Genomic DNA, 20,582 nt, shown 5'->3' with positions numbered 1-20,582 from the left:
ACCTGTGGATGAACAAACAGCGCGTCAAATTACTCGGCATACGCTTGAAGCGCTCTCAGACCTTCAGAAAGATGCCCGTCTGACAGATCGTCACTTGCTCGTCATTGGGATGAGCTCTAGCGAAGTGATCGGTCAGCGCATTGGGACTGCTGGGACCGTTTCGGCAGCGGAGGCTATTTATGAAAGTATTGATGTGTTTCAAAAAGAAACAGGTGTTCAGCTTGCTTTTCAATGTTGTGAGCATTTAAATCGAGCGCTTGTCGTTGAGCGAGAAACGGCTTATGACAAGGGTTATGAAATTGTAGCGGCTATCCCGACTGCGAGAGCAGGCGGTTCGATGGCGACGCATGCTTATGCTCAAATGAATGATCCAGTTCTCGTTGAGTTTATTTCAGCGGACGCAGGAATCGATATTGGCGATACGTTTATTGGTATGCACATCAGGCATGTGGCAGTACCAGTTCGAGGTAGGCACACGTCAATAGGTGAAGCTCACTTAACAATGGTTCGCTCAAGACCGAAGCTCATTGGGGGAGAACGCGCCTCATATCTTGGGAAAAATGAGCATTGCTTTTAGCCTCAAAACCGAACAATAAATTAGTTCGTTTAAGTAATATACGGATCCAAACTTCTGTGGTACAATGCAATCGAGATTGCATCACAACTGTTCGTGTTGACGAATGGAAATATGTGTGGGATGGAAAGGGGATATCAATGCAAAACCTAGCAAAGCAGGATCAAGAACTTTTACAGGCAATGAAAGACGAGCTTGGTAGACAGCGCAGCAAGATTGAACTTATCGCATCAGAGAATTTTGTATCAGAAGCCGTTATGGAGGCGCAAGGATCAGTACTAACGAACAAGTACGCGGAAGGCTATCCCGGTCGTCGTTACTATGGTGGCTGTGAATATGTCGATGTCGCTGAAAATATTGCAAGAGACCGTGCGAAGCAGCTCTTTGGCGCGGAGCATGTGAATGTTCAACCTCACTCAGGGGCACAGGCGAACATGGCTGTTTATTTCACGATTCTTGAGCAGGGAGATACTGTTCTCGGAATGAACCTTTCTCATGGTGGCCATCTTACACACGGAAGCCCTGTTAATTTCAGTGGCGTGCAATATAACTTCGTCGAGTATGGTGTAGATAAAGAATCACAGCGTATTGACTATGATGACGTTCTTGAGAAAGCCAAAACCCATCGTCCGAAATTAATTGTAGCAGGTGCAAGTGCTTATCCACGCGAAATTGATTTCAAACGTTTCCGTGAAATTGCGGATGAAGTGGATGCTTACCTTATGGTCGACATGGCTCATATCGCTGGTCTAGTGGCGACAGGTCATCATCCAAACCCTGTACCACATGCTCATTTCGTTACAACAACAACACATAAAACCCTTCGTGGACCTCGTGGAGGAATGATTCTTTGTAAAGAAGAATTCGCGAAGAAAATTGATAAGTCTATTTTCCCAGGAATTCAAGGCGGTCCGTTGATGCATGTGATTGCAGCGAAAGCCGTAGCATTTGGTGAAGCACTTTCTGAAGAGTTTAAAACTTACTCCGAAAAAGTGATTGCGAATGCGAAGAAACTCGCTTCAGCACTTGAAAAAGAGGGGATTAATCTTGTTTCTAATGGTACCGATAATCACCTTGTTCTTCTAGATCTACAGAGTCTTGATATGACAGGGAAAGTAGCTGAAAAAGCACTTGATGATATCGGGATTACAACAAACAAGAATACGATTCCTTTTGATCCACAAAGTCCTTTCGTAACGAGCGGTCTCCGTATTGGAACAGCAGCTGTTACCTCACGCGGCTTTGGTGAAGCAGAGATGGAAGAAATCGCTAGTATTATTGGTGACGTATTGAAGCATCATGAGAACGAAGACGAGCTTCAAAAAGCAGAGAAACGTGTTCAGGAACTTACGGATAAATTTCCAATGTACGAAAGTATTTCCTACTAATATAGATGTACACGCCGGGAGCCTATGAACTTCCGGCGTTTTTATAGAGAAAAAACGACGAATCGACACCAAGAAAGAGTCTTGCTAACTTAATAGGAAGAGCGTGAATATTTCATCATCTTATAAAGCCTTGAATCAAACCGTGTTTTTATGTAGAATTGCGAAGAAGATTTAGGAACGAAACCAAAACGAAAAGGGGAGTGCATACGATGGGTAAAGTATACGTGTTCGATCATCCGTTGATTCAGCATAAGCTTACATACATTCGTGATGAGAAAACAGGAACGAAGGAGTTCCGTGAACTTGTAGACGAAGTGGCAGCACTTATGGCTTATGAAATTACAAGAGAACTTCCGACTGAAGAAGTGATGGTGAAAACACCTGTAACAGAAGCGAAATCAAAAGTTCTCTCTGGTAAGAAGCTTGGACTTGTTCCAATTCTAAGAGCCGGTCTTGGCATGACAGACGGCATTCTGAAACTAATCCCAGCTGCAAAAGTTGGACACGTAGGGCTATATCGCGACCCTGAAACGCTTCAGCCTGTAGAATACTACGTGAAACTTCCTGCTGACATTGAAGAGCGCGAATTTATCGTGATCGACCCAATGCTTGCAACAGGCGGTTCAGCTGTTGAAGCCATCAACTCCCTTAAAAAGCGCGGAGCTAAAAACATCAAAATGATGTGTCTGATCGCAGCACCTGAAGGCGTGGAACTTCTGAACGAAGCTCACCCTGACGTTGATATTTACATTGCTGGTCTTGATGAGAAGCTAAACGAAAAAGGATACATTGTTCCAGGTCTTGGTGATGCAGGAGACCGCTTATACGGAACGAAATAAAGGATTCCAAAACCTCTTCCCTAAACGGAAGGGGTTTTTTGATTGGAAGTAAGGAAACACGATTTAAGAGGAGTGTCTGAAAGGTCAAGAATGGTTCAATGAATCGGTGAAATAATGTGCGGATGACGACAAATGTGAAAAAAAGGTGACAAATTCCGCTGTATTTAATAGGGAATGATTCCCTGTTTCGTCTAAATAACACATCTCTGCTCGTGTAAGCGTTACTATCCTTGGTATTACTGGGTTTTTTGAGTGTTTTTCTATTTGTGAATTTGATCACACCATTTCCCCTAAACGCATTGACATCAAGTACACCCTATTGTAGACTTACAAAGGGTATAGTGATAAGGTTTTCATTTGCTCAAAATATGCTTTTCAATGACTCACCTTTATAGCAAAGGGGCGCTTGATTTGAAGGCGATGGCACTCTATACAACCATTCTATCTTATCTAGTTGGATCGATCCTTACTGGGGTGTTCCTAGGCAAGTGGATGGACAGCCTATTCGACACCTTTCCACTTTTTCTTATTATTGGCCTTTTGCTCGGTTTGGGCGGAGGGATTTATGGATTGGTTCGTCTTCTACATAAGTTTACAGGGGAAGATTAGATGACAGAATATACTCAAAGTTTCCGCCGTTACATGCAACTCACCCTGTATTTGCTCGCCATTTTCGTGATGGGTTGGGGAATTACCTCATATAAAGCATTATTCCTCGGGTTAATTCTTGGCACTATTTTCAGTATTTACAACCTATTCAATATGTTCCGAAAGATTAATCGTCTTGGTGAAGCGGCTGCAGAGGGTAAGAAGGCAAAGTCACTCGGTTTTTTAACGAGACTGGCCGTTGCTGGACTAGCCGTTGCAATTGCAACAAGATATCCGGAACACTTCAGCTTGCTAGGTGTGGTAATTGGGTTAATGATCACCTACATTATCATTCTCATAGATTCAATATCCAAAATACGCTTTAAGTAGGAAGAGAGGTGAAAAGCTGTTGGAACATCATGCACCTACACATGACTTTCTAGGACTTACTTTCAATCTTTCCAATGTTCTTATGATTACAATTGCTTCTGCTATTGTATTTATCCTTGCTGTTGTAGCAACTCGCTCGTTAGCAATGCGTCCTACGGGATTGCAGAACTTCATTGAGTGGGTGATGGACTTTGTTAAAGGACTTATTGGAAGTACGATGGACTGGAAAACCGGTGGGCGCTTCCTGTTTCTTGGGATGACGCTACTCATGTACATTTTTGTATCAAATATGCTTGGTCTTCCATTCGCCATTGCAGTCGATTCAGAACTCTGGTGGAAGTCTCCAACTGCAGATCCGACAATCACGCTAACACTAGCAACGATGGTCGTGGTTCTTACACACTATTACGGTGTGAAAATGAAAGGACCTAAGGAATATGGAAAAGGATTTTTCAGTCCTCTTAAATTCTTATTCCCGTTTAAGTTAATTGAGGAATTCTCCAATACATTAACACTTGGTCTACGTCTTTACGGAAACATTTACGCCGGTGAAATTCTGCTTGGACTTCTCGCAGGACTTGGTGGAGCATCATTCGCTGGAGCGCTTGGAGCCTTTCTTCCTATGCTCGCATGGCAAGGATTCAGTATCTTTGTCGGTACAATTCAAGCGTTTATCTTTACAATGCTAACGATGGTTTACATGGCACACAAAGTGGCAGATGACCATTAAAAAAAGGTATCAATGAGTTTTCATTATATAAAAAACTATTTTATGAATTATAAGGAGGAAGTTTAGCATGGGTTTAATTGCAGCTGCAATTGCAGTAGGTTTAGCGGCAGTAGGTGCCGGTATTGGTAACGGTCTTATCGTAGGACGTACAGTAGAGGGAATCGCTCGTCAACCAGAACTTCGCGGAACTCTTCAAACAACAATGTTCATCGGTATCGCACTAGTTGAAGCATTGCCGATCATCGGTGTTGTTATTGCCTTCATCGTACTAGGTCAATAATTTAAGAACTTTATAGTAATTTTGGATCGTTTCATGATGGCGGAGAAAGTTTCGAAATGAAACCTTCGCCATTCGTTTTGTATGACCTCTGAAGGGAGTGAACACGGTGTTCAATAGTTTAATTCTAGGAGCAGGATTTGCTGCAGGAGATATTATTTTCCAACTTTTTGCATTTTTAGTGCTTCTTGCATTATTAAAGAAGTTTGCATGGGGACCTCTTATGGGCATCATGAAAGAGCGTGAGCAGCACGTTGCGAACGAAATTGATGCGGCTGAGAAGAACCGCAAAGAAGCGGAAGCATTCTTGAATGAGCAGCGCGACGAAATGAAGCGTGTTCGTCAGGAAGCAAAAGCTATGCTTGAGAACCAAAAGCAAATGGCTGACCAAAAAGGTCAGGAATTGATCGAAGCGGCTCGTATTGAGTCTGAGCGTTTGAAAGAAGCAGCTACTGCTGAAATCAAGCGTGAGCGTGAAAGTGCAGTTGCCTCTCTACGTGAGCAGGTTGCATCACTATCCGTTATGATCGCTTCAAAAGTTGTCGAGAAGGAACTGGATGAGCGCGCTCAAAAGCAGCTGATCGATGAGTACCTTGATCAGGCAGGCGATCAGAAATGAGTAGAGATCTTGAAGTAATCGCAAAGCGTTATGCCGGTGCTCTTTTTGACATCGCTCGTGAGAACGATAACGTCGAGCAAGTCAAGAATGAGCTTGTCGTAGTAAAGGATGTTTTTCATCAAACACCGAACCTAATGAACGTGTTTGAACATCCGAAATTTACAGAAGCACAGAAGAAAGAGCTTATCCAAACAAGCTTTGGATCTTCTCTATCAGCACCTGTTATGAATACGCTTCTTACATTGATCGAACGAAAGCGTGTTGCAATCGTTTTTGATCTTGTTAGTCAATTTGAAAGATTTACTTATGAGCAGCAGCAAAAAGCGGCAGCGAAAGTTTATTCTGTGAAGCCTCTAACGGAAGAGGAGCAGATGAAGGTCTCTGCAGTATTTGCGAAACGAGTAGGCAAAACAACGCTTCTGATCGAGAATGTGATCGATCCTACTTTAATCGGTGGTATTAAAGTACGTATTGGCAATCGCATCTTTGACGGTAGCATTAGCGGAAAACTTAAACGCATGGAACGAGAATTAGTTTCAGCGAAGAGCTAGAAGATAGGGGTGAATATGCATGAGCATCAATGCTGAAGAAATCAGTGCGCTGATCAAGCAGCAAATCGCAAATTATCAAACTGATGTTAAAGTTGATGATGTTGGTACCGTTATCCAAATTGGTGATGGTATTGCTCGTGCCCACGGTCTCGATAACGTGATGGCAGGAGAGCTTGTTGAATTTTCAAACGGTGTTATGGGTATGGCTCAGAACCTAGAGGAGAGCAACGTTGGTATCATTATCCTTGGACCATACACTGAAATTCGTGAAGGCGATGAAGTACGTCGTACTGGACGCATCATGGAAGTTCCAGTCGGTGAAGAGCTTCTTGGCCGTGTTGTAAACCCACTTGGACAACCTGTTGATGGACAGGGCCCACTTGGAACAACAAAAACTCGTCCGATCGAAAGCCCAGCACCAGGGGTTATGGATCGTAAATCAGTACATGAGCCACTTCAAACAGGAATCAAAGCAATTGACTCTCTTATTCCAATCGGACGCGGACAGCGTGAGCTTATCATCGGTGACCGTCAGACTGGTAAGACTTCAATTGCGATCGATACAATTTTGAACCAAAAAGACGAAGATATGATTTGTATCTACGTTGCGATTGGTCAGAAAGAATCTACGGTACGTGGCGTTGTTGAAACGCTTCGTAAGCAGGGTGCCCTTGATTACACAATCGTTGTAACAGCTGGTGCATCTCAGCCATCTCCGCTTCTTTTCCTAGCACCATATGCTGGTGTAACAATGGGTGAAGAATTCATGTATAACGGCAAGCACGTTCTTGTTGTATACGATGACTTAACAAAGCAGGCTTCTGCTTACCGTGAACTTTCCCTACTACTTCGTCGTCCTCCAGGTCGTGAAGCATATCCAGGGGATGTATTCTATCTTCACTCACGTCTTCTTGAGCGTGCAGCGAAGCTTAGTGATGCAAAAGGAGCAGGTTCACTAACTGCCCTTCCGTTTATCGAAACACAAGCTGGTGACGTATCAGCTTATATCCCAACTAACGTAATCTCCATCACAGATGGACAGATCTTCCTTCAATCTGATCTCTTCTTCTCGGGTGTACGTCCAGCGGTTAACGCCGGTCTTTCTGTATCCCGTGTAGGTGGTTCCGCTCAGATTAAAGCGATGAAGAAGGTTGCGGGTACACTACGTCTTGACCTTGCATCATACCGTGAGCTAGAAGCATTCGCTCAGTTCGGATCTGACCTTGATAAAGCAACTCAAGCGAAGCTGAACCGTGGTGCTCGTACGGTTGAAGTTCTAAAGCAAGGACTAAACAAGCCACTTGCAGTTGAGAAGCAAGTTGCTATTCTTTACGCACTAACTCGTGGATTCCTTGATGATATCCCAGTTGGCGACATTCAGCGTTTTGAATCTGAAATGATGACATGGATCGAACACAATAAGAAAGACATTTTCAATACAATTCGTGAAACAAAAGCTCTTCCTGATGAAAAAGAATTCAACGGTGCAATCGAAGAATTCAAAAAGAGCTTCGCAGTATCTGAATAAGAGGGATGCGGCGGAAACGCCGTGGCCAGCTTAAAAGGTGGTGAAATGAGTGGCATCTTTACGCGATATTAAGTCGAGAATTACGTCGACTAAGAAAACAAAGCAGATTACAAAAGCGATGCAGATGGTTTCCGCTGCGAAATTGAACCGTGCTGAAATGAATGCGAAGTCATTCGTTCCATACATGGAGAAAATTCAAGAGGTTGTCGGAAGCATTGCAAATGGATCAAGTGGCGTACGTCATCCGATGCTAGAAAGCCGTGAAGTGAAGAAAACGGGCTATGTGGTTATCACATCAGACCGTGGACTTGCTGGAGCGTACAATAGCTCGGTACTACGTCATGTGTATAGAACAATTAATGAGCGTCACAACTCTACAGATGAGTACGCAATTATCGTAGCTGGTAAAGTAGGACTTTCCTTCTTTAAAAAGCGCGGAATGCCTGTCGTAGAAAGCATTGTTGGTCTTTCAGATCAGCCTGCCTTCGCAGACATTAAGGATATTGCATCTCGAACAGTAGGTATGTTTGAAGACGGAGCTTTCGATGAGCTTTATCTTTATTACAACCACTATGTAAGTGCCATTCAGCAGGATTTAACGGAGAAGAAACTTCTTCCGTTAACGGATATTGAGACGGGCGAAGGCAAATCACTCGCAAGCTATGAGTATGAGCCATCTGAAGAAGAAATTCTTGAAGTACTACTTCCTCAATATGCCGAAAGCTTGATCTACGGAGCGCTTCTTGATGCGAAAGCAGCCGAGCATGCATCTCGTATGACAGCGATGAGAAGTGCGACGGACAATGCGGACGATCTTATCGGCGATCTTACACTTTCTTACAACCGTGCTCGTCAGGCTTCAATCACTCAGGAACTTACTGAGATTGTAAGTGGAGCGGCAGCGTTAGAATAGCGGAAGTGGCCGTTTAGGCCCGACAAGCGCTGGAGGCTTTTGGAATGAACACGCACTTTGTGTTCAATCGAAAAGGTGAAGCGACTCGAGGGCCTGGCCACTGTAGCTGGACAGACGAAAAGCGGAACGAGCCCGTTTAAATCCGCAGGTTGTTGGAAGCCATGAGAATGAGACGGTTTATGTCTCAATCGAATGGGTGAAACAGCCGGAGGATTTGGCTCGTGTAGCTGGACAATACTACGATAAACCATAAATGCTATTTGAAAGACTTACTTTCAAAGGCAGCTTAAAGCAAGTTAGGAGGGAACAGGATGAACAAGGGATACATTACCCAGGTTATGGGTCCGGTTGTAGACGTTAAGTTTGAGAGCGGAAAGCTTCCAGAAATCTACAACGCCCTTAAAGTTAACTATATCGCTCAAACTGGTGCCGAAGAGAGCATCGAATTGACGCTTGAAGTCGCGCTTCACCTTGGCGATAACTCTGTTCGTACCGTAGCAATGGGTTCAACAGACGGTCTTGTACGTGGAGTTGATGCTCTAGATACAGGTGCACCAATCTCCGTTCCAGTTGGGGATATTACACTAGGACGTGTATTTAACGTACTAGGTGAGAAAATTGACCTTAATGAAGAACTTGGCGAAGTTCGCCGCGATCCGATTCATCGTCTAGCACCAGTATTTGATGAACTTTCAACAACTACTGATATCCTTGAAACAGGAATCAAAGTAGTAGATCTTCTTGCACCATACGTTAAAGGTGGTAAGATCGGTCTATTTGGTGGTGCCGGTGTAGGTAAAACGGTACTTATCCAGGAACTGATCAACAACATCGCCCAAGAGCACGGCGGTATCTCGGTATTCGCAGGTGTTGGTGAACGTACGCGTGAAGGTAATGACCTTTACTACGAGATGACTGATTCTGGCGTTATTAAGAAAACAGCAATGGTATTCGGTCAGATGAACGAACCACCAGGTGCACGTATGCGTGTTGCCCTTTCAGGTCTTACAATGGCAGAGTACTTCCGTGATGAGCAAGGACAAGACGTTCTTCTCTTTATCGATAACATCTACCGCTTTACACAAGCTGGTTCAGAGGTATCGGCATTGCTTGGACGTATGCCATCAGCAGTAGGTTACCAGCCTACACTTGCTACTGAGATGGGTCAACTTCAAGAGCGTATTACTTCAACTAACAAAGGTTCTGTTACTTCAATTCAGGCAATCTACGTACCAGCCGATGATTATACTGACCCGGCTCCGGCAACGACGTTTGCTCACCTTGATGCAACAACTAACCTTGAACGTAAACTTTCTGAGCAAGGTATCTACCCAGCGGTGGATCCACTTGCTTCAACTTCCCGTGCGCTTTCTCCGGAAATCGTTGGGGACGAGCACTATAATACTGCGCGTGAAGTGCAACAAACACTTCAGCGCTACAAAGAACTTCAAGATATCATCGCTATCCTTGGTATGGATGAGCTTTCTGACGAAGATAAGCTAACTGTTTCCCGCGCTCGTCGCATTCAGTTCTTCCTTTCTCAGAACTTCCACGTAGCTGAACAGTTTACTGGACAAAAAGGCTCTTACGTACCAGTTAAAGAAACGATCAAAGGATTCAAAGAAATCCTTGATGGTAAACACGATGATATTCCAGAGGACGCATTCCGTCTTGTTGGAACAATTGAAGAAGTAGTTGAGAAAGCGAAACAAATGGCGTAAATAAAAAGTAGGGTGGAGACCTATGGGCCTTCGCTCCCACTTTTGGCTATTTGGGCGATAAGCCAGCTTTTCTAATTACGATCACACCCAGGGAGGGGTACAATGAATACATTGGATGTCAGTGTAGTCACCCCTGACGGCCCGGTATACGAAGGGGAAGCTGAAATGGTCAGCGTAAAAGGAACTAGCGGTGAGCTAGGAATTTTACCAGGACACATTCCACTAGTTACCCCTCTTACAATCAATGCAGTTCGCTTCAAAAATGGAGCTGACACGCATGTACTGGCCGTTAGCGGTGGGTTTGTTGAAGTAAGACCAAAGCAGGTAACGATCCTTGCTGAGTCTGCAGAGCTACCTTCCGATATTGACGTGGAACGTGCACGTGCTGCGAAGGAACGAGCAGAAGAACGCTTAAATCAAGCGAAGCAGGATAATGTTGATTTCAAGCGTGCTGAGCTAGCGCTTAAGCGTGCAATCAACCGCCTGGATTTGGCAGGTAAATAAGGAAAAAGCACCAGAGGAGACGTTCCTCTGGTGCTTTTTTTCGCGGAAATATAGGTGTTAAGTTACATTATTAGGGAGCATGTCAGCTATCTTATTAATGGTTTTCCAATTTCGAATTGTTGCATACTCATTGACTCGAGTTAAGTAGGTCGCAAGCTTTGAATTTCGAATACTATCATGAAACAGAAGGAAAACGTCTCTTCCGATCAGCTCACATTCTTCTTTCTCAGAAGCATATGAAACAAGTTTTTCTTTAGCATCTGCCCGGAGTGGTTCCGCTAACATAGCTACATAAAGGCTTTCTCCAACAGCCTTTTCTTGCGCTTTTGCAATTTGTTCCTCGTGAAACGGACAACTCTCGATCATGCTTTGCCACTCTGTTGCAGATCTTATTAATACAGGCACTTTCAATCCGAACTCGGTGCTGATGATTTGTTCCATTCTTCTCCTTGAACCATCTTCCGATTCTTCTGAATCAAAAAAGACATTTCCACTTTGTATATACGTTTTCACATGTAGAAAGCCTTCCTTTGTCAGGGCATCTCGTAACTCAGCCATCTTTAGTTTGTTTTTTCCACCAACGTTAACCCCTCTTAATAATCCAATATAGCTCGTCATTCTTGTCCCACCCTTTATTCACTTTGATATGCCTCAGATTTGAAACTAGTCATGATTTAATTACGATGTGCTAAAGCGATAATCCTCCACAATTTCAATTATTTCATTCAGAATAATCATTTCTAGAAATTGTTTTTAGTTGTTTTTGATCATATACTTCATTCCACTTCCTGCTCGTTTGCACAAAGCTGCTTTGTAACAAGTAATCGGATGGGTACTTTTTAAGTAATACGGCAAGATGGCTACGAATGCTTTCAATGTCTTGATCGGTTAGGGGCGATGATGGAGTGATTCGTAGATTCAACGTTATAAAAAAATCTTCTTTTTCCTCACTTGTTGCCTGTTTTTTGAAATAGCCCCACATATGTTGGAGTGTTGTCCGCATACCTTTTTTAGTATAGGGGAGAGTTAAGCTTTCACTGATGAGATCATAAACATCAACTAGCTCTTCATGAGACTGAGCGTTTTTTAATGCTTCTCCCACCTTTTGATAATGTTCATATCCCTTTGCCATCACGGTATATTTGTTTTTTGCCCACAGTTTCTCTGTAAGCGTTCTGATTCTTTTGTCTGGCATACGATCACCTCTGTTCGAAATTTTAAAAAAACTTACAAATAAAAGCAAGAATAAGAGTTGGGATGTTGAATTAGTATACAAGACTAGCAACTTTACAGCACGATGAGAGGAGAGACCTGAATGGGTGAATCGCTTAACGTGTACCAAAATAGTTATCTCTTCGTAATGATGTTTCTTTTACTTGGCCTTCTCCTTCCAGCTGTTGCCCTAACAGCAGGAAGATTCCTTCGTCCTTCAAAACCAACACCTGAGAAACAAACAACCTATGAAAGCGGCATAGAGCCGTTTCACCAAAGCTGGATCCAGTATAACGTTCGCTATTATTTATTCGGACTGCTTTTTGTGATATTTGATGTCGAAACCGTTTTCTTATATCCGTGGGCGGTAGCTTATCAAAAGCTTGGTTTCTTTGCGTTCATCGAAATGATGATCTTTATTGTCATGCTCTTAATTGGCTTACTATACGCATGGAAAAAGAAGGTGCTGAAATGGATATAAATTTAGAGAATATTACACCGGAAGAATATGAAGAAATGAAGCAGAATGTGTTCCTGGCAACGCTTGAAAACGTAAAGGCCTGGGCCAGGAGTAATTCGCTTTGGCCGCTTACTTTTGGTCTCGCATGCTGTGCAATTGAAATGATGGGTTCAGGGGCTTCCCATTACGACCTTGATCGCTTTGGAACATTTTTTCGAACATCGCCAAGACAGTCTGATGTCATGATTGTATCAGGAACCGTAACGAAGAAAATGGCTCCTGTGCTAAAGCGTCTCTATGACCAAATGCCTGAACCTAAATGGGTTATCGCCATGGGTTCGTGTGCCACAGCTGGTGGCCCTTATATTCATTCCTACGCGGTCGTCAAAGGGGTCGATCAAATCGTACCTGTCGACGTATATATACCTGGATGTCCACCTAATCCAGCAGCACTTATCTATGGAATTAATAAATTACAGGAAAAAATTCGCTATGAAGCTCGAACCGGAAAGCGGGTGACCAATCGATGACAGATGGCAAAACACCTGAAGAGCTAGCAGAAGAAAAGCGGATAGCGGTCGAAGAGGCAAAACGGAAAGCCGCTGAGTTACGACAAAAGAAGGCTGCTGAAGCTGAGAAACCTGCAGACGACCTAGAGCTTCAGAAGAAAAAAGCAGTGGCTGCTGCAAAGGCCAAAGCAGCTGCCCTCAAGAAGAAAAAAGAACTGGAAAAAAATGAATCAGTAAGTGAAGAGTCAGACGACCTAGCGTTAGCGAAAAAGAAGGCTGTCGCAGCAGCAAAAGCCAAAGCAGCAGCTCTCAAGAAGCAAAAAGAATTGAAGAAGGATGAAACAACTAGCGAAGATGGAGCCGCTGATCTAGCGAAAAAGAAAGCAGTAGCAGCCGCAAAGGCGAAAGCGGCGGCTATCAAAAAGCAAAAAGAAATGCAGCAGAATGAAGCAATAAGCAAAGATGGGGATACCGATGCCGATCTAGCAAAAAAGAAAGCAGTAGCGGCTGCAAAGGCGAAAGCAAAAGCATCTGAAGAAAACGAAGAGCCTGTAGAAGAGACCCCTTCACCGAATCAACCTGTCCTTGACCGCTATCTTCACATCATTCAACAAAATCTTGGTGACGATCTTTTAGAAGACGCTTATATTAATCGTCTTGCAAAAGACGTTCCGACGCTCGTTGCTAAAAAACACACGTACTTGAAGCTCGCCCAATTTCTTAAACACAATGAGCTTCTCGCTTTTGACTATCTTTCAGAAACACATGGAACAGATTTTGAATCGCATATGGAAATTTACAATCATCTTTACTCCTATCAGAACAGCCAGAGCGTAGCGCTCAAGGTGAAGATAGATCGAGACGAACCAGTTATTGATTCCCTCACGTCCCTCTGGGTAGGGGCGGACTGGCCCGAACGTGAGGGATTTGATTTACTTGGCATCGTGTTTAAAGGGCATCCCAATTTAACACGAATTATGATGCCTGATGACTGGGTAGGGCATCCCCTTCGAAAAGATTATGAGCCGTATGATGTGGAGGTGTAGCAATGATACGGACAGAGGAAATGCTTTTGAATGTAGGACCTCAGCATCCGAGCACTCATGGTGTCTTTCGCATTGTTCTCAAAATTGATGGAGAAATCATTAAGGAAGCTAAGCCGGTTATTGGTTATCTGCACAGGGGAACAGAAAAAATTGCGGAGAACCTTCAATATACGCAGATCATCCCATATACCGACCGGATGGACTATTTGGCTGCGATGACGAATAATTACATCCTCTGTCATGCCGTTGAGACGATGATGGCAATGGAGCTTCCAGAGCGGGCAGATTATCTTCGCATTATTGTCATGGAGCTTGGACGAGTAGCGAGTCATCTCGTTTGGTTCGGAACATACCTTCTCGATATTGGTGCGATGAGCCCATTTCTATATGCGTTCAGAGAGAGAGAAGTCATCATTAACCTACTAACCGAAATTTCAGGTGGTCGTCTTACCTTTAATTATATGCGCGTAGGCGGAGTGAAGTGGGATGCGCCAGATGGATGGCTTGATAAAGTTCGTGCTTTTGTTCCTTATATGAGAGAACAGCTTGCTGGCTATCACGATCTTGTGACGGGGAATGAAATTTTTATGGCAAGAATCAAAGGAGTAGGTGCTTATTCGAAAGAAAAAGCATTTTCGTATTCCTTGAGTGGAGCGAACCTTCGGTGTACGGGTGTGAAATGGGACCTTAGAAAAAACGAATCGTATTCGCTTTATAACCGCTTTGAATTTGATGTTCCAGTCTTCCGTGAAGGCGATGCGCTAGCGCGTTACCATTGTCGCATGGCTGAGATCGAAGAAGCATTGAAGATTGTAGAACAAGCGGTAGAGCAAATTCCAACTGAAGGTCCTGTTATGGCAAAAGTACCGCGGATTATTAAACCGCCTGCAGGAGAGACTTACGTTCGAATTGAATCACCACGTGGCGAAATCGGGTGCTATATCGCATCAAAAGGAAAGAAGGAGCCTTATCGACTAAAGTTCCGCCGTCCCTCCTTTTATAACTTACAAATACTACCTGAGTTGTTAGAAGGGGAAAACATCTCGAACTTGATTGCGATCCTCGGGGGTATTGATATTGTGCTCGGGGAGGTGGATGGGTAATGATCAACGACATGCTTGGATCTACACCGAGCTACTGGCAGACACTTGGATTTTTCCTTGTAGGTGCTGCGATGTTGATGGTCGTACTCGGTTTTGTAACGTACGCTATTTTGGCAGAGCGAAAAGTACTTGGCTTCATGCAGCTCCGCCATGGTCCAAACAGAGTAGGGGGAAGGTTCGGTTTACTGCAAACGGTAGCGGATGTGCTGAAGCTGTTACTTAAAGAAGATACCATCCCGAGGGATGCAGATCGTCCATTGTTTATCATTGCACCGGTTGTCGCGTTTGCCCCAGCCTTCATTGTGATTGCCGCCCTTCCATTAACAGAACGGGTTTCGTTTGCGAACATTGGCGTTGGCTTGCTTTATTATATTGCGATTTCTGGCATTTCTACGATCGGAATCCTGGCAGGTGGATGGGCATCAAACAATAAGTACGCTCTTCTTGGTAGCATGCGTTCAGCGGCTCAAATGATTTCCTATGAAATTCCACTTGTCATGAGTGTGATCGGCATCGTGCTTTTGACAGGTTCGCTTAATTTAAACACGATTATTGCCGAGCAGGAGAGTGTGGCATTTCTTTTTAAGCAACCGCTCGCCTTTGTGATTTTTCTAATCGCTTCTGTTGCTGAATTGAACCGTACGCCGTTTGATTTACCCGAGGCGGAATCCGAGCTCGTAGCCGGATATCATGTTGAATATTCTGGCTTCCGCTGGGCGTTCTTCATGCTTGCAGAATACGTATATTTATTCGCTATGGCTTCGCTAACGACGATTCTATTTCTTGGCGGCTGGCAGGCGATTCCTTACTTATCTTTTATTCCAGGACCAGTCTGGTTTGCACTGAAATTTATCCTAGTCGTCTTCGTGATGATCTGGATTCGCGGTACATTCCCTCGACTAAGAGCGGATCAACTCATGTCCTTTGGCTGGAAAGTACTATTGCCACTCGCACTATTGAACATTTTTCTAACGACCGTTGTCATTGAAATCATTCGTTCATTCTAGATAAGGGAGGAAGCCCAACATGCGAGGACTTGCGAAAGGTTTAGCTTACACCCTCAAAAATATGACGAAAGAGAAAGTAACCTATAACTATCCGGATCAGCCACTAGCCTTACCAGATCGATTTCGTGGCATTCAGAAGTTTTATCCTGAAAAGTGTATTGTCTGTAATCAATGCGTCGCCATATGTCCAACTGACTGCATCACCTTATCAGGTAAGAAGCATCCAGACCCAAGCAAGAAAGGAAAAATCATCGACACGTATGATATTAACTTCGAAATTTGCATTCTTTGCGACCTTTGCACAGAGGTATGCCCGACCGAAGCGATCATTATGACGAATAATTTCGAGCTTGCCGAATATAGCCGGGATGATCTTTTTAAGAATTTAGAATGGCTCGATGAAAATGACACGAACCTTCGAAAGGAAAATAAAGTATGACCGGAGAGCTGCTCGTCTTTCTTTTCCTATTTCTTGTGACGATTACTGGCGGCTTGCTGATGATTAATCTAACGAAAGTGATTCATATGATGATGGCGTTAGTGCTAACTTTTCTCGGCATTGCTGGACTTTACGTGATGCTTTCAGCAGAATTCGTGGCTGTTGTGCAAGTTCTGATTTATTCTGGCGCTATTACGATCATCATGTTATTTGGCATCATGCTGACGAAACATTCTGAAGAAGAAACGAAAACAAGCTGGGCAAAGAAAGGGCTCGTTTTAACTGGGATCACCGTATTCTTTCTGATCGTCTTTAAAGGCATTCGTACTGTTTCTCTCGGGCCACAAGCAGAGAGCTTGCACGAAAATAATACGGAGCAAATAGGTATGATGTTGTTCACAGATTACGTTATTCCATTTGAACTTGTATCTGTGCTCCTACTCGTCGCTCTTGTCGGAGCAATCATTATTGCAAAGAAAGATGATCCCGATGATAAAGAAGGTGAGCAGTCATGAGCTCAATCCCGCTTTCGGCTTTTCTATTAACGGCGTTGATTCTTTTTTGTATCGGTCTCTACGGGGCGTTAACGAAGCGGAGCGCCGTCATCGTCCTCATCTCGATCGAGTTAATGCTGAATGCAGTGAACTTAAATCTTGTAGCTTTTGCAAAATATGGCGTAGGTGCTTCGATTCGGGGTCAGGTATTTTCTCTTTTTACCATTACAGTCGCTGCAGCGGAAGCCGCTGTCGGCCTTGCCATTCTTATGGCGCTTTATCGGAACAGGGCTACCGTCAATGTAGATGAAATGAATACACTCAAAAAGTAGCGAAGGGGGTATAAAAGTGGACTATGTCTGGCTTATACCAATGTTGCCGCTTCTATCGTTTCTCATCATTCTATTCACTAGGCCGATTCTTTATCGAAAAGCCGGCGTTGTGGGCACCGTTCTCGCTGGTGCTGCCTTTATTTGTTCCCTTCTCGTGCTTTACAGTCATTTCGTTCAAGGGAACTATCTCGTAGAACACAACTGGCTCTCCATCGATTTAGTGGTGATTACGGTGGGCCTTGAAGTGAATCCGCTAAATGCTTTGATGCTCGTGATCGTCACGCTTGTCAGCTTTCTCGTACATATGTATTCGATCGGTTATATGGCGAATGACGAGCGCTATGCAACGTTCTTTAGTTATCTTGGTCTGTTCACTTTTGCAATGACGGCTCTCGTTCTCTCACCAAACCTTCTTCAACTTTATGTTTTCTGGGAGCTTGTTGGTGTTTGTTCCTTTCTACTAGTAGGTTTTTATTTCTATAAACCAGAAGCAAAGGCAGCTGCAAAAAAAGCTTTTATCGTCACAAGGATTGGAGATATTGGTCTGCTTGTTGCGATTTTTCTTCTCTTTTGGCAAACAGGAAGCTTTGAACTCGATGTCATTTTTGAAGCGGCTCAGGCAGGTGATATTGCCCCTTCAATGGTCACGCTCATAGCGATCCTTATTTTCGTAGGGGCGATAGGGAAATCTGGTCAGTTCCCGCTCCACACATGGCTTCCTGATGCGATGGAAGGTCCAACTCCAGTCTCGGCTCTAATCCATGCAGCGACAATGGTTGCTGCGGGTGTTTATCTAGTTGCTGCCATGTATCCACTCTTCGCAAGTACAGAAACGGCTATGACAACCGTTGCCATAACAGGTGGATTCACCGCCATTTTTGCAGCGACAATCGCCATTGTCCAGAAAGACATTAAACGAATACTTGCCTACTCAACCATTAGTCAACTAGGGTATATGATGCTGGCCCTTGGTGCAGCGGGCTATACAGCAGGGATTTTCCACCTGACAACTCATGCGTTCTTTAAAGCCTTACTCTTTCTTGCTGCAGGAAGTGTGATCCATGCGGTCCATGAACAAAACATTCATAAAATGGGGGGGCTTCGAAAAAAACTGCCTATCACAGCAGTTCTCTTCTTAATAGGTTGCTTATCCATTTCTGGATTTCCGCTATTTGCAGGTTTTTTTAGTAAGGATGAGATACTTGTCGCGACTTATGCGGATGGGCGCTACATTTTATTTGCGATTGCTTTAGCAACCGCTTTTCTGACAGCGTTTTATATGTTTCGCCTTTACTTCCTCGTCTTTTCTGGCACAGGTTCGAGTGAAGCGAAAGAGTCTTCTCGGGTGATGTTGATTCCAATGATTGTCCTTTCGGCTTTGGCTATTGTTGCAGGGTATATTCAGACAACGTGGTTCGGTTCGTTTCTTGGTGACTGGCTAGAAACGAGCCCGTATCCGATATTAGCCAATCATCATTCAGGACCCTCGTGGATTCCGGTCAGTGCGAGTTTGTTAGCCATTGCAGGAATTGGACTCGCCTGGTTCATGTATGTAAGAAAAGGCCTGGCTCCAGTTGGAGGGAGCGAAGTGCATAAGCTGTTAACGCATCAATATTATATCGACGAAATATACGAAGCTACCTTTGTAAAAGGAACCCGTGTGATCGGTTACTTCTGGTTGTATTTTGATCGCTTTATTATTGAAGGAGGCGCTCAAGGCATAACGGGAATTGTAAAGCACTTAGGAAAAGTGGGAGCAAGAATTCAATCCGGTCAAGTTCAATCATACGGCACCGTAGCATTCTCTGGTTTAGTGGTCGTGCTCCTATTAATTGCAGTATTTGGGGGGTATTTCTAATGGATGAGTCTTACTTGCTAACGATCTTGATTTTCTCCCCACTACTTGGTGTCATCGTTCTTGCTATGATGCCCTCACAGCATCAATCAATCAAAACAGTTGGTATTCTTGGCACAGTGCTACCACTAACGTTAACGATTTTTGTATTTAGCTTATACGATCGAACATTATCAGGCGTTCAATTTGCGGAAACACATCAATGGTTTGAGTTAATGACCGCGATTAGTCCCAACGAGCCTTACCCAGTGACTTATGACCTTGGGGTGACAGGGCTATCGCTTCTTTTTCTAATGCTATCTTCATTGATTACGTTTCTCGCCTCACTTGCAGCCCTTCGCATTCAAGAAGGTGTGAAAGGCTTTTATATCCTGTTTTTGATACTGGAACTTGGCATTCTCGGCGTTTTTTCAAGCGAAAACTTGTTTTTGTTTTTCTTATTCTTTGAAATGACTCTTGTTGCGATGTTTCTACTTGTAGGGAAATGGGGCGGATATGAGCGGGAAAAAGCAGCCTTCTCTTTCTTAGTTTACAACGGGATAGGCTCGATCCTATTGTTGATTGTCATTATCGTTCTCTTTGTTGAGACGAGAACGACGAATATTAGTGAGCTAACCTCGCTCTTACAAGAGACAGAGTCCTATGAAATTTTATCTGGAAACACTAGAATGTGGCTGTTTGCCCTGCTGTTACTAGCATTTGGTACAAAGCTTCCAATCGTACCGCTACATACGTGGATGGTACGAGTACACGTGGAGGCTCCAATCGCCATTGTGATGATTCACGCCGGTGTATTACTTAAAATAGGCGCATATGGGCTCATACGTTTCGGAGCGGGATTCTTTCCAGAGCAGCTAAAAGAAACGGCAGTTCTTCTAGCTATTCTTGGCGTCATTAATTTGCTGTATGGTGCTTTTATTGCCCTAGTTCAAACAGAACTTCGCGCTATTCTAGCCTATTCCTCGATTTCGCATATGGGAATCGTCATTCTGGGCGTTGCTTCATTTAATACCGCGGGTCTTCAAGGGGCAGTGTTCCAAACAATTTCTCATGGTCTTATTGCAGCGCTGCTGTTCCTGCTTGTTGGTGTACTGATCGACCGTTTTCACACGACAAAACTTGGAGAATTAGGTGGTATTGCAAGTCAGACGCCCCTTTTTGCAGGTTTTTTCCTGGCAGCCGGGCTGGCATCACTTGGATTACCTGGAATGAGCGGTTTCATCAGTGAATTTCTAGCTTTTTTAGGCTTATTTGAAACGATGCCTGTAATCGGAAGCATAGGCGTGATTGGTCTCATTTTAACAGCGGTTTATATGCTTCGCGCCGTTCTTGCGGTTACCTTTGGTGAAAGACGCCCAACGTTTGATAAGGAAAGAGATCTATCTGCCGTTGAGCTTGTTCCAGCAGCTATTCTTCTCAGTATGATTATTTGGATTGGTGTCTATCCTGCAGTGTTATCTAACACACTTCAAATCGCTCGTACACTCGGGATCGGAGGTTAAC

At 43.9% G+C, this 20,582-nt stretch carries 25 protein-coding genes; 23 read left to right on the top strand and 2 right to left on the bottom strand.

Annotation, left to right across the window (positions count from 1 at the left end):
* Nucleotides 1–4: 4 nt before the first annotated feature.
* From AC0VYH_RS20865 to AC0VYH_RS20805, 13 genes are all read left to right on the top strand, one after another.
* The gene (locus AC0VYH_RS20865; RefSeq protein ID WP_276511787.1) at nt 5–577 is read left to right on the top strand and encodes a TIGR01440 family protein; all 573 of its coding nucleotides are present in this window, start codon (nt 5–7) and stop codon (nt 575–577) included.
* A gap of 137 nt (nt 578–714) precedes the next feature.
* Nucleotides 715–1,962, top strand: a complete 1,248-nt coding sequence (gene glyA, locus AC0VYH_RS20860) for a serine hydroxymethyltransferase (RefSeq protein WP_194218381.1) — start codon at nt 715–717, stop codon at nt 1,960–1,962.
* Between the two features lie 209 nt (nt 1,963–2,171).
* A complete protein-coding gene (upp, locus tag AC0VYH_RS20855) occupies nt 2,172–2,801 on the top strand; it encodes a uracil phosphoribosyltransferase (protein WP_159786319.1) in 630 nt (209 codons plus the stop codon).
* 378 nt (nt 2,802–3,179) lie between these two features.
* Complete coding sequence (locus AC0VYH_RS20850) at nt 3,180–3,410, top strand: AtpZ/AtpI family protein (protein ID WP_475366149.1); 231 nt, start codon at nt 3,180–3,182, stop codon at nt 3,408–3,410.
* Nucleotides 3,411–3,779 (top strand): ATP synthase subunit I, encoded by a 369-nt coding sequence (locus AC0VYH_RS20845; RefSeq protein WP_194218383.1) that lies wholly within the window; start codon nt 3,411–3,413, stop codon nt 3,777–3,779.
* Between the two features lie 19 nt (nt 3,780–3,798).
* Complete coding sequence (atpB, locus tag AC0VYH_RS20840; protein WP_194218384.1) at nt 3,799–4,509, top strand: F0F1 ATP synthase subunit A; 711 nt, start codon at nt 3,799–3,801, stop codon at nt 4,507–4,509.
* Between the two features lie 67 nt (nt 4,510–4,576).
* Complete coding sequence (gene atpE / locus AC0VYH_RS20835; RefSeq protein WP_121681967.1) at nt 4,577–4,789, top strand: F0F1 ATP synthase subunit C; 213 nt, start codon at nt 4,577–4,579, stop codon at nt 4,787–4,789.
* Nucleotides 4,790–4,895: 106 nt separating this feature from the next.
* Complete coding sequence (gene atpF, locus AC0VYH_RS20830; protein WP_194218385.1) at nt 4,896–5,405, top strand: F0F1 ATP synthase subunit B; 510 nt, start codon at nt 4,896–4,898, stop codon at nt 5,403–5,405.
* On the top strand, nt 5,402–5,956 hold the full coding sequence (locus tag AC0VYH_RS20825; RefSeq protein ID WP_194218386.1) for a F0F1 ATP synthase subunit delta: 555 nt from the start codon (nt 5,402–5,404) through the stop codon (nt 5,954–5,956). The genes atpF and AC0VYH_RS20825 overlap by 4 nt, the downstream gene beginning before the upstream one ends.
* Nucleotides 5,957–5,975: 19 nt before the next feature.
* The gene (gene atpA, locus AC0VYH_RS20820; RefSeq protein ID WP_194218387.1) at nt 5,976–7,484 is read left to right on the top strand and encodes a F0F1 ATP synthase subunit alpha; all 1,509 of its coding nucleotides are present in this window, start codon (nt 5,976–5,978) and stop codon (nt 7,482–7,484) included.
* Between the two features lie 49 nt (nt 7,485–7,533).
* Nucleotides 7,534–8,397 carry a F0F1 ATP synthase subunit gamma gene (locus tag AC0VYH_RS20815; RefSeq protein ID WP_194218388.1) on the top strand — a complete coding sequence of 288 codons (864 nt, stop codon included), beginning with the start codon at nt 7,534–7,536 and terminating at the stop codon, nt 8,395–8,397.
* Between the two features lie 311 nt (nt 8,398–8,708).
* Nucleotides 8,709–10,118, top strand: a complete 1,410-nt coding sequence (atpD, locus tag AC0VYH_RS20810) for a F0F1 ATP synthase subunit beta (protein ID WP_194218389.1) — start codon at nt 8,709–8,711, stop codon at nt 10,116–10,118.
* A gap of 102 nt (nt 10,119–10,220) precedes the next feature.
* Nucleotides 10,221–10,622, top strand: a complete 402-nt coding sequence (locus AC0VYH_RS20805) for a F0F1 ATP synthase subunit epsilon (protein ID WP_194218390.1) — start codon at nt 10,221–10,223, stop codon at nt 10,620–10,622.
* A 57-nt stretch (nt 10,623–10,679) separates the two neighbouring features.
* Here the strand turns inward: AC0VYH_RS20805 and AC0VYH_RS20800 are convergent, their stop codons facing one another.
* Nucleotides 10,680–11,240 carry a DUF1697 domain-containing protein gene (locus AC0VYH_RS20800; protein WP_475368184.1) on the bottom strand — a complete coding sequence of 187 codons (561 nt, stop codon included), beginning with the start codon at nt 11,238–11,240 and terminating at the stop codon, nt 10,680–10,682.
* Nucleotides 11,241–11,343: 103 nt separating this feature from the next.
* Complete coding sequence (locus AC0VYH_RS20795; RefSeq protein WP_475368183.1) at nt 11,344–11,817, bottom strand: YbgA family protein; 474 nt, start codon at nt 11,815–11,817, stop codon at nt 11,344–11,346.
* A 120-nt stretch (nt 11,818–11,937) separates the two neighbouring features.
* Here AC0VYH_RS20795 and AC0VYH_RS20790 point away from each other — a divergent pair, with 120 nt between their 5' ends.
* From AC0VYH_RS20790 to AC0VYH_RS20745, 10 genes are read left to right on the top strand one after another with little or no spacing between them, the layout of a single operon-like run.
* Nucleotides 11,938–12,315 carry an NADH-quinone oxidoreductase subunit A gene (locus AC0VYH_RS20790; RefSeq protein ID WP_194218393.1) on the top strand — a complete coding sequence of 126 codons (378 nt, stop codon included), beginning with the start codon at nt 11,938–11,940 and terminating at the stop codon, nt 12,313–12,315.
* Nucleotides 12,306–12,824: a NuoB/complex I 20 kDa subunit family protein gene (locus tag AC0VYH_RS20785; protein WP_194218394.1), complete on the top strand. Its 519-nt coding sequence runs from the start codon at nt 12,306–12,308 to the stop codon at nt 12,822–12,824. Before AC0VYH_RS20790 ends, AC0VYH_RS20785 begins: the two co-directional genes overlap by 10 nt.
* Nucleotides 12,821–13,849: an NADH-quinone oxidoreductase subunit C gene (locus AC0VYH_RS20780; RefSeq protein ID WP_475373074.1), complete on the top strand. Its 1,029-nt coding sequence runs from the start codon at nt 12,821–12,823 to the stop codon at nt 13,847–13,849. Before AC0VYH_RS20785 ends, AC0VYH_RS20780 begins: the two co-directional genes overlap by 4 nt.
* A gap of 2 nt (nt 13,850–13,851) precedes the next feature.
* Nucleotides 13,852–14,952, top strand: a complete 1,101-nt coding sequence (locus AC0VYH_RS20775; protein ID WP_475373073.1) for an NADH-quinone oxidoreductase subunit D — start codon at nt 13,852–13,854, stop codon at nt 14,950–14,952.
* Nucleotides 14,952–15,959 carry an NADH-quinone oxidoreductase subunit NuoH gene (gene nuoH, locus AC0VYH_RS20770; RefSeq protein ID WP_475373072.1) on the top strand — a complete coding sequence of 336 codons (1,008 nt, stop codon included), beginning with the start codon at nt 14,952–14,954 and terminating at the stop codon, nt 15,957–15,959. The genes AC0VYH_RS20775 and nuoH overlap by 1 nt, the downstream gene beginning before the upstream one ends.
* Before the next feature lie 19 nt (nt 15,960–15,978).
* Nucleotides 15,979–16,398 (top strand): NADH-quinone oxidoreductase subunit NuoI, encoded by a 420-nt coding sequence (gene nuoI / locus AC0VYH_RS20765; RefSeq protein ID WP_194218398.1) that lies wholly within the window; start codon nt 15,979–15,981, stop codon nt 16,396–16,398.
* Nucleotides 16,395–16,913, top strand: coding sequence for an NADH-quinone oxidoreductase subunit J (locus AC0VYH_RS20760; RefSeq protein ID WP_430245320.1), 519 nt, complete (start codon nt 16,395–16,397; stop codon nt 16,911–16,913). Before nuoI ends, AC0VYH_RS20760 begins: the two co-directional genes overlap by 4 nt.
* Complete coding sequence (gene nuoK, locus AC0VYH_RS20755) at nt 16,910–17,224, top strand: NADH-quinone oxidoreductase subunit NuoK (RefSeq protein ID WP_475373071.1); 315 nt, start codon at nt 16,910–16,912, stop codon at nt 17,222–17,224. The genes AC0VYH_RS20760 and nuoK overlap by 4 nt, the downstream gene beginning before the upstream one ends.
* Nucleotides 17,225–17,240: 16 nt before the next feature.
* Nucleotides 17,241–19,082 carry an NADH-quinone oxidoreductase subunit L gene (gene nuoL, locus AC0VYH_RS20750; protein WP_475373070.1) on the top strand — a complete coding sequence of 614 codons (1,842 nt, stop codon included), beginning with the start codon at nt 17,241–17,243 and terminating at the stop codon, nt 19,080–19,082.
* A complete protein-coding gene (locus tag AC0VYH_RS20745; protein ID WP_475373069.1) occupies nt 19,082–20,581 on the top strand; it encodes a complex I subunit 4 family protein in 1,500 nt (499 codons plus the stop codon). Before nuoL ends, AC0VYH_RS20745 begins: the two co-directional genes overlap by 1 nt.
* The last annotated feature ends 1 nt before the right edge of the window (nt 20,582 follow it).

The sequence above is a fragment of the Anaerobacillus sp. QJM3NY_32 genome (assembly GCF_056173645.1).
Note: the sequence above shows the minus strand (reverse complement) of the source record. Positions and strands in the feature narration are given on the sequence as shown.